This is a genomic window from Streptomyces sp. NPDC006602 (assembly GCF_042870385.1).
In the GTDB taxonomy this organism is placed as follows: Bacteria; Actinomycetota; Actinomycetes; order Streptomycetales; family Streptomycetaceae; genus Streptomyces.
The window spans coordinates 1-8015 of the sequence record NZ_JBIAHG010000032.1; the positions used below are offsets into that span (position 1 = coordinate 1).

At 68.4% G+C, this 8015-nt stretch carries 7 protein-coding genes and 1 pseudogene; 5 read left to right on the plus strand and 3 right to left on the minus strand.

Annotated elements, in window-relative coordinates:
* Positions 1-215 precede the first annotated feature (215 nt).
* The 4 genes from ACFYO2_RS40515 to ACFYO2_RS40530 all read left to right on the plus strand — a co-directional run bounded on the left by ACFYO2_RS40515 (position 216) and on the right by ACFYO2_RS40530 (position 3500).
* Complete coding sequence (locus ACFYO2_RS40515) at positions 216-419, plus strand: hypothetical protein (RefSeq protein WP_388359953.1); 204 nt, start codon at positions 216-218, stop codon at positions 417-419.
* 328 nt (positions 420-747) lie between these two features.
* Positions 748-1764, plus strand: a complete 1017-nt coding sequence (locus ACFYO2_RS40520; RefSeq protein WP_388359956.1) for an alcohol dehydrogenase catalytic domain-containing protein — start codon at positions 748-750, stop codon at positions 1762-1764.
* A 92-nt stretch (positions 1765-1856) separates the two neighbouring features.
* Positions 1857-2693 carry an alpha/beta fold hydrolase gene (locus ACFYO2_RS40525; RefSeq protein WP_388359958.1) on the plus strand — a complete coding sequence of 279 codons (837 nt, stop codon included), beginning with the start codon at positions 1857-1859 and terminating at the stop codon, positions 2691-2693.
* A 102-nt stretch (positions 2694-2795) separates the two neighbouring features.
* A complete protein-coding gene (locus tag ACFYO2_RS40530; RefSeq protein ID WP_388359961.1) occupies positions 2796-3500 on the plus strand; it encodes an SDR family oxidoreductase in 705 nt (234 codons plus the stop codon).
* Positions 3501-3510: 10 nt separating this feature from the next.
* On the opposite strand, the gene ACFYO2_RS40535 is transcribed toward ACFYO2_RS40530, so the two are convergent.
* Positions 3511-4017, minus strand: a complete 507-nt coding sequence (locus ACFYO2_RS40535; RefSeq protein WP_388359964.1) for a DUF302 domain-containing protein — start codon at positions 4015-4017, stop codon at positions 3511-3513.
* A gap of 147 nt (positions 4018-4164) precedes the next feature.
* On the minus strand, positions 4165-6888 hold the full coding sequence (locus ACFYO2_RS40540) for an ATP-binding protein (protein WP_388359967.1): 2724 nt from the start codon (positions 6886-6888) through the stop codon (positions 4165-4167).
* A 298-nt stretch (positions 6889-7186) separates the two neighbouring features.
* Between ACFYO2_RS40540 and ACFYO2_RS40545 the strand changes: the two are divergent.
* Positions 7187-7402: pseudogene (locus ACFYO2_RS40545) on the plus strand (hypothetical protein); the annotation flags it as partial.
* On the opposite strand, the gene ACFYO2_RS40550 reads toward ACFYO2_RS40545, so the two are convergent.
* Positions 7371-7826 carry a winged helix-turn-helix transcriptional regulator gene (locus ACFYO2_RS40550; RefSeq protein ID WP_388359969.1) on the minus strand — a complete coding sequence of 152 codons (456 nt, stop codon included), beginning with the start codon at positions 7824-7826 and terminating at the stop codon, positions 7371-7373. The pseudogene ACFYO2_RS40545 and the gene ACFYO2_RS40550 sit on opposite strands and share 32 nt — an antisense overlap.
* Positions 7827-8015 lie beyond the last annotated feature (189 nt).

The following is an 8015-nucleotide window of genomic DNA, read 5'->3' on the forward strand; positions in this document are numbered from 1 at the left end:
GCCCGTCGAATACGAGACCAACCACTACATGCAATCCACGAAACCCCAGGTCACAACCACAATCTGAGATCTCTACCGAACCCGGGGCGGTTCAGACATCGTCCACGCCGGCGACGACGCCGCGCTGGTGGACAACGGATACCCTCACGACCACGACTTGCTGCCGGCCTCCCTGCACGCGGTGGGACTGGAACCGCAAGGCGTGCGCGCTTCTGGTGACACACACCCACGACGACCACGTCGGTGCCGCGGAACGTCTGCGGGCCACCTACGGCACACGTTCAAGCCTTGCCGGCCGGCGGCACCGCCCACTTCCCCGGACCGGGTCCACTGGACCTGCCGGGCGCGCCGGCGCCCGCACACACCGGGGCACACGGAGCGGCACTGCGCCTGCCTTCTGGCCCGCACCGGAACGATGATCAGTGGTGACGCGCTGATCACCGCGCATCCGACGTCCCGGGTCAAGAGCCCGCAGATCAAGGGTGACGTCATCCTGCCCGGGCACGGTCCCGCATACAGGGGCAGCGTCGAGCAGGCCGTCGCACGGGCTCGGGAGTTTGTGGTCAACAAAGATTCCACAAGCGCCTGACAACACTAGGGGCGCATGACCCGTGAGGCGAACGGCGTTCACCTCCGCCCGAGAGCCACGTCGGCCGGTGCGGCCGTGCTCCGGTCGAGGCCGTTCCCGACCAGGCCGGACCGGGACGTGCTCACCGACACAACACTTTTCCCACAACGGAGTTGCTCATGGCCACTTACCGCGCAGTCGAGGTCGCCCCGGACGGCGGCCTTCGCACCGCCGAGCGGGAACTGGTCCCGCCAGGACCGGGACAGGTCCGCATCAGGGTGGAGGCCTGCGGCGTCTGCCACAGCGACTCGATCGTCGTCCACCCGCACGACAGCGGCGAAGCCGGCCGGGTCCCCGGGCATGAGGCCGTCGGACGTATCGACGCACTCGGTGAGGGTGTTTCGGGATGGACCCCCGGCGACCGGGTGGGTGTCGGCTTCCTGGGCGGGCACTGCGGAGTGTGCGCCGCCTGCCGCCGCGGTGACTTCGTCGGTTGCACCGACCAGCCCTACACCGGCGTCCACGTCGACGGCGGGTACGCCGAGTACATGTACGCCCGGCAGACGGGTCTGGTGGCCGTACCGGAGGACATGGACGCCACACGGGTCGCGCCGCTGCTGTGCGCCGGCTTCACGGTGTACAACGCGCTGGTGAGCAACGTCCACGGCGGCGGCCCGGCGGCCGGCGAGCTGGTGGCGGTGCAGGGCATCGGCGGTCTGGGGCACCTGGCGTTGCAGTACGCGCGCGCCCTCTCCCTGCAGGTGGCCGCGGTCGCTCGTGGCACCGACAAGGAGAAACTGGCCCTCGATCTCGGTGCCCACCACTACATCGACAGCAAGGCCTCCGACGCCGCCGAGACGCTGACCGGGCTGGGCGGCGCCCGGATGGTGCTGGCCACGGCTGCGGCAGGTGACGTAAGCCCCCTGCTCGGCGGCCTGGCCCGGGGAGGCAGGCTCGTCCTGGTGGGCGTGTCGTCGGAGCCGGTCCGTGTCCAGCCGCGGCAGTTGATCTTCGACGCGGTGCAGGTGTCCGGCTCACTGACCGGCACCCCCGCCCAGAACGAGCAGAACCTGGCTTTCGCCCAGGCGCAGAACGTGAGCCCGATGGTGGAACCGGCGTCCCTGGCCGACGCGCAGTCCGCCTACGACCGGATGCTGCGCGGTGACGCCCGGTTCCGCATGGTCCTCACCCTCTGAGACGAGCACCGCTCGGCCCCCGGTGCGCCTGAACCCACCACAGCACCGACTCCCCGGGATGGGGAATCGTTTTTCACAACAGGAGTTCTCACATGTCTACTTACGCGGCCGATTCGGCCGAGACGCAGTACGTCGACGGCCCGGAGGGCGAACGTTTCGCCTACCGCAGGTTCGGCCGGACGGGCGGCCGTCCGCTGCTGATGCACATGCGGCTGCGCGGCACCATCGACCACTGGGACCCAGCCTTCCTCGACCTGCTGGCCGCGGAGCGCGAGGTCATCGTCTTCGACAACCGGGGCGTCGGCTTCTCCACCGGCAATGCGCCGGCTGGCATCGAGGACATGGTGGACGGCTCACTGGCCCTCATCGGCGCGTTGGGGCTGACGGACATCGACGTGCTGGGGTGGTCGATGGGCGGCATCGTCGCTCAGGGGGTGGCCCTGGCCGCACCCGACGTCGTACGTCACCTGGTGGTGGCGGGCAGTTCCGCCGGCGGGGTGCCCGACCTGCCGACGCCCACGGTCCGCACCCAACAGGTCATGAGCAAGCCCGTCAACGTCGACGAGGACTTCCTGTACCTGTTCTACCCGGAGACCGAGGAGGCTGTCACCGCGGGCCGGGCCTCCCTCCAGCGGTTGGAAACTCGCCTGAAGGAGTCCCACGCCGTCGTGGGCCCCGAGGCCGTGCGCGGTCAACTGGGCGCCATCAGCTCCTTCAAGGGGTACTGGCACCGGCAGGAGGAGCTGACACTTCCGGTTCTGGTGGCCAACGGCGCTCACGACGTGATGATCCACGCGTACGCCACGTACGCCATGTCGCAGAAGCTGCCCCAGGCCAAGGTGATCCTCTACAGCGATGCCGGGCACGGCTTCCTGTTCCAGCACCCTGAGGACTTCGCCCACGAGGTGAACCGCTTCCTGTCCGCCTGATCACCGAGGCTGCCGCGTGGTCCATGCGGCAGGCGTGCACGGACGCGCGGCGCCCTCAACGGCGCCCGCAATTCGAGAAACACATGTATGCGAGGAGAAGTCATGACGTCGTTCAACGGTGCAGTGGTGCTCATCACCGGTGGTAACCGAGGCCTGGGAAACGCGCTGGTGGAAGAAGCCTTCGCACGTGGTGCGGCCAAGGTGTACGCCACCGCGCGCGACCCGCGTACGGTGGCCCACCCGGACGCGGTGCCGTTGGCCCTGGAGGTCACCGACCCGGTCTCGGTCGCCGTGGCCGCCGAGAGTGCCGGTGACGTGACCGTATTGATCAACAATGCCGGTGTCTCCGTCAACGCCTCTCTGCTCAAGGGGCCGTTGGACGACGTCCGCCGCGAGTTCGAGACCAACTTCTACGGCCCGCTACAGGTGACACGCGCCTTCACTCCCGTCATCGAACGCAACGGTGGCGGACACATCCTGAACGTTCACTCCGTGCTGTCCTGGATCGGCATGGCCGGCTCCTACAGCGCTTCCAAAGCCGCCCTTTGGTCGCAGACCAACTCCTTGCGGCTGGAGCTGAAGCCCCGTGGGATCGATGTGACAGGACTGCATGTGGGCTATGTCGACACCGACATGACGGCGAACGTCGACGCTCCCAAGTCCACCCCGAAGGACGTCGCCACGCTGGCACTGGACGGTGTCGAGAGCGGTGCCTACGAGGTGCTCGCCGACGAGATGTCACGCAAGGTGAAGGTAAACCTCGCCGCGGACATCACTACCATGTACCCCCAACTGTTGGAGAAGTGATGCCACCGGATCAGCTCTGCAACAGTTCCTCCGGCACGTCCGTTCCCAGGAAGCCGAGGAGGGCGGCAAGCTTGCGGTCGAGTTCCACACCGACCCGTGTCACCTCAGGACTCCCCAAACCGGCGAAATGGGTGCTCGGCTGGTCCACGCTGAACCAGGCCGCTCCGGTCTCGTTCTGCCAGATCACGGTGCGCAGCGGCGCGTAGAGCATGGCCCGCGGGTCATGCCGGTACATTCGCTCGGCAATGGTGTGGTTGCCCATCAGGTACCAGAAGCAGACCGCCCGGTCCCCGGCACGCCGGAAGACGGGATGTGCCTCGTTCGCCATGAAGAGCATGAAACCGTGGGGGGTCACCGAGTCGATGAGCTGGATGATCTCCTCCCACGAGGCCTCCCGGTGGATGAGGGCCTCCAGCTCCTCCTCCGGTACTCGTGGTACGGCGGCCTCATAGCGCTGCCGGAAGTCGGACACCCACGGAACGGCCACATCCAGACGCCGAACTGAGTAGGTACGCACATCTCCTCCTGGGTAACGCACTGACGAAAGTCGCACATTCAGCCCTTTACGTCAGCGTATGGCGCACACCTGAGGAACGGGCGAAGCCTGGTTGCCTTGTGCACTTTCGGGCAGCAGCCCCGCACCGGGATACCAACGGCGGCCGCGTCAGGCGCCGTTGGCGTCGTCGAAGGCCCCGAGCGCGTCGCGCAGTGCGGCCCGGGAGGTGATACCCAGCTTGGGGAACACCCGGTAGAGATGTGCGCCGACAGTGCGGGGGGAGATGTTGAGCTGCCTGCCGATATCCCTGTTGGACAGCCCGCTCGCCGCGAGCTCCGCGATACGGCGTTCCTGAGCACTGATCCTGACGCCGGTCCCCACGTCCGGAACCCCAACACCGACACCGGCCGCACGCAGTTCGTCGCGGACTCGCTGCACCCACAGCGGGGCTTTCAATTGCTGCTCGAACAGCTCCAACGCCACGCTCAACTGGACGCGGGCGGCCGTGTACTCCCGACGTCGCCGCAGCCACTCGCCGTACCACAGCCGGATGCGCGCGTGTTCATAGATCCACAAGGAGGCGTCCGGCACGGCGAGGGCCGCTTCGTACAGTTCTCCCGCCCGGTCGTCAGTGGCGGTGAGCGCCACAGCGCCGGCGAGAATGATCTCGAGGTGCGGCGAGATGGTGTCGAGGCGCGCCCGTTGCCCCGCCTCGACATGTGCACGGGCCTCCGCCGTCCGGCCGGTCCGCATGGCGGATTCCACGAGGTCCAGGAACACCCGCGAGAAGTGCGGGAAATGCGAAGGCAGTTCTCCCGGCGGGGTCAGCGCGGACGTCAGCAGGTACGCCTCTTCGAAGTCTCCCCGACCGACCGCGGCCCGCGCCCTGGTCTCGTTCAGAGTCGACATCAGCAACTGCATACGCCGCGGCTGGGCCCACGCGGCGATCGTGTCGCAGTGCTTGCGCAGGGCCTCTTCGTCCCCGCGGCCGGACGCGACCATGGCCAGTCCGTACGTGAAGATGATGTGGACCAGGTGGTAATCGTGCTCGGCGGCACTCGCGATGCCCTGCGAGGCGATCCCCTGCATCTTGTCCCATTCACCCCGCATGAACGCCTCGTGCGCCCGGGCCACCGCAGCGAAACGCAGGCTGTCGTACGCGCCGTGCCCGACGGCGTCCCGCCAGACCCCGTCGTAGAACGTGAAACAGTCGAGGTACATGGCCGTGTAGATGAGCCAGTTGACCCGCCACAGGGGTGTCTCGGGCGACAGCGCGGCCGTTGCCCGGTCCAGTCGCTCCCGCACGCCGTGCGCGGTCCGCGCCGGATCGGCGACGCTGTCGAAACACATACGTGCGGACTCGGACACCCGGTCCAACGCGCTGTACACGGCGGGCCAGAGCTCTGCACGACCGCCCCACACGGCTGTGTTGAGGAGTACGTAGAAGGCGTCGTCGAACGCGTCCACGTCTTCCGGCGCGGCGCTCGGCGGAGCGGCCTCCATCACCGGCGGCAGGATGCGGTACACCGCCTCGATGTCCCCCTCTCGGTGGAACTGCACGTAAGCCGCGGCCGCCGTGCCCCGCAGCGTCTCCGTGGTCTGCGCGCTGGCCAGCTCGTGGGCCGTGTCCAGCAGGCCGGCGACCCCGGCGGCGAACGCCGCTTCGTCCAGACGGCGAGTGCGCTCAGCGGGGTCCTGACTCAGTTCGGCCGCGCGACGGTACGCCGTGGCGGCCTCCGCGGCGCCGCCGCGGGCCATGGCGCGCTCCGCGGCACGGGTGAGCTCGACAGCGACCACCTCGTCGGGGACGTCCGCGGCGTTGGCGAGGTGCCAGGCCCGTCGCTCAGGCTCGGTCCGCAGGATCTCGGCGAGGGCACGATGCGCCGCCCGTCTGCGTCCCCCCGGGGACATATGGACGACGCAGGACCGGACCAGGGGGTGCCGGAAAGTGATCTGCTCGCCCAGGTGATCGACGCGGACCAGCCCTACTTTCTCGGTCCGCTCCAACTGTCCCTCGTCCCACTCCTCACCCGCCTCGGCCTGAGCCGCCCGGACATCGCCCAGATTGCCGGGACGCTCACCGTCGAGCGCCGTCAGCAGAAGGGTGAAGCGCGTCGAGGAGTCAAGTTGGCGTATGCGGTCGGCGAACACGCTCTCCAGACGGGTGCTGAGCGGCAGCGCCGCGGGCAGCGGCTCGGCGCCGTCCCGTTGCGCTTCGGTGAGTTGGCCCGGCAGCTCCACCAAGGCGAGCGGGTTGCCTTCCGATTCGTGCAGCAGCCGCCGCCGAGTCGGTTCGGCCAGTCCGGGGTGGCTGCTGTCCAGCAGCGTCAGCGCATCGGCGGCCGGCAGCGGATTGACGTGGAGGACCGGCAGTCCTGTCGGGTCCACAAAGCCGTGCCCCCCGCTGCGGGCCGCCATGATGAAGGCCGCCTCGCAACTGCTGAGCCTGCGGGTGACGAACGTCAACACCTCGGCACTGGAACGGTCGATCCAGTGGACGTCGTCCACCACCACGCACAGAGGCTGCGGGCTCGCCGCTGCCTGGAGGAGGGCCAGGGCCGCAGCCGAGATGGCGAAGCGGCCTGGCGTCGAACCCTCACGGATGGAGAGAACCTGTTCCAGCACGCCGCTCTGGAAGGCCGGGAGCTCCGCCAGGTGGTCGAGGAGCGGGTGGAGAAGCTGGTGCAGTGCGGAGAACGCGAGTTCCTGCTCGCTCTCCACGCCGACGACCCGTAGCACGCGCAGACCGCCCGCTCGGGCGCGTGCGGTCAGGGCGTCCAGCAGCGCGGTCTTGCCGACCCCGGGATCACCCAGCAGCAGCAGCGCTGTCCCCGCGTTCTCCGCCTCCGCCAACAGCGCTTCGAGAGCCTGCATCTCGGACGTACGCCCCACCAACGACAACGTTCCTCCCACGCCAGAGGGGCATTTGCCCCACCCCGCACCACATAGTGAAGGGCGCCGGACGGAGGGCACATCCGTCAGTTGACTGGTGTGGGGCCAGCGTCAGGAGGCTTCGGCTGCGGCCAGGAAGTCGAGGACCTGGCGAGCGGACTCCTCATGGTGCTGGAACATGAATCCGTGCCAAATCGGGGTACGTACTCACCCGGGCGTCCGGCAACAGACCCGCGAGAAGGTGGGACGCGCCAGGTGGTGGGACCCGGTCACCCCCCCCCAGCGCCACGGCCCCTGCGCGGGCGAATTACGGGAAGAGCTTCTGAGGAGGCATCCCGAGCGGACTCCCACCCCCCAGGTCGTGCGCAACACACTGGAGGTGCAGGGTCCGGCGGGCGCTCCGCACGAAGTGCAGGGTGACCGGCGGAGTCGCCGCCGCAAGCCGGGGCGTGCACCGGCCTATGGCGGCGCTGACGACACCTTCAATTGTGGTGTTCAGGGAGCATCAGGCTGACGTCGGCCGGGCGGACGCTGGTTCCATCCCGACGGCAGAACTCGACAGCAACGGGTTCGCCGGTGACGGTGTCGACGAAACGGTAAGCACTGCCCTGTGGTCGGGCCATATGGACGTTGCCCCACTTCCCCATCGCCCCCAGTACGGGCATGAGCTCGTGCCCGGCGTCGGTCAGCACGTAGCGCTTGCGCGTGCGGTCGCCGGGCCGCTGGTAGTCGACGGCCTCGAAAATGCCTGCCGCCACCAGCTCGGACAGTCGGGCGCTCAGGACATCGGATGCCACACCTAGCCGCCGTCGGAACTCTGAGAAATGTGATCGGCCGAGCATCGCCTCGCGAATGATCAGTACGGTCCACCGCTGACCCAGCACCGAGATGGCGCGTGTGATCGGGCAGGCGTCGTCGGTCCATGGATCGATACGCATCGGCCGAGCATAGCTGAGACGGCCAAACCAACTCAGCATGCTAGCGTGGCAAGGTGATTCTCGGCCGATCAGCGGAACTTGCCGCCATCAGCAACGCCCTCGCGTCGATCACCAGCGCGGGCGCGGCGCGGGTGATAGACGGTGTAGCGGGCCTGGGGAAGTCCCCGCACCGGGCGTCTGCCGCCCAAC

Excerpts from the sequence above, each read along its gene's own strand:
- ACFYO2_RS40520 (WP_388359956.1), top strand. The coding sequence starts at position 748 with ATGGCCACTTACCGCGCAGTCGAGGTCGCCCCGGACGGCGGCCTTCGC.
- ACFYO2_RS40550 (WP_388359969.1), bottom strand. The coding sequence starts at position 7,826 with ATGCGTATCGATCCATGGACCGACGACGCCTGCCCGATCACACGCGCC.
- ACFYO2_RS40530 (WP_388359961.1), top strand. The coding sequence starts at position 2,796 with ATGACGTCGTTCAACGGTGCAGTGGTGCTCATCACCGGTGGTAACCGA.
- ACFYO2_RS40525 (WP_388359958.1), top strand. The coding sequence starts at position 1,857 with ATGTCTACTTACGCGGCCGATTCGGCCGAGACGCAGTACGTCGACGGC.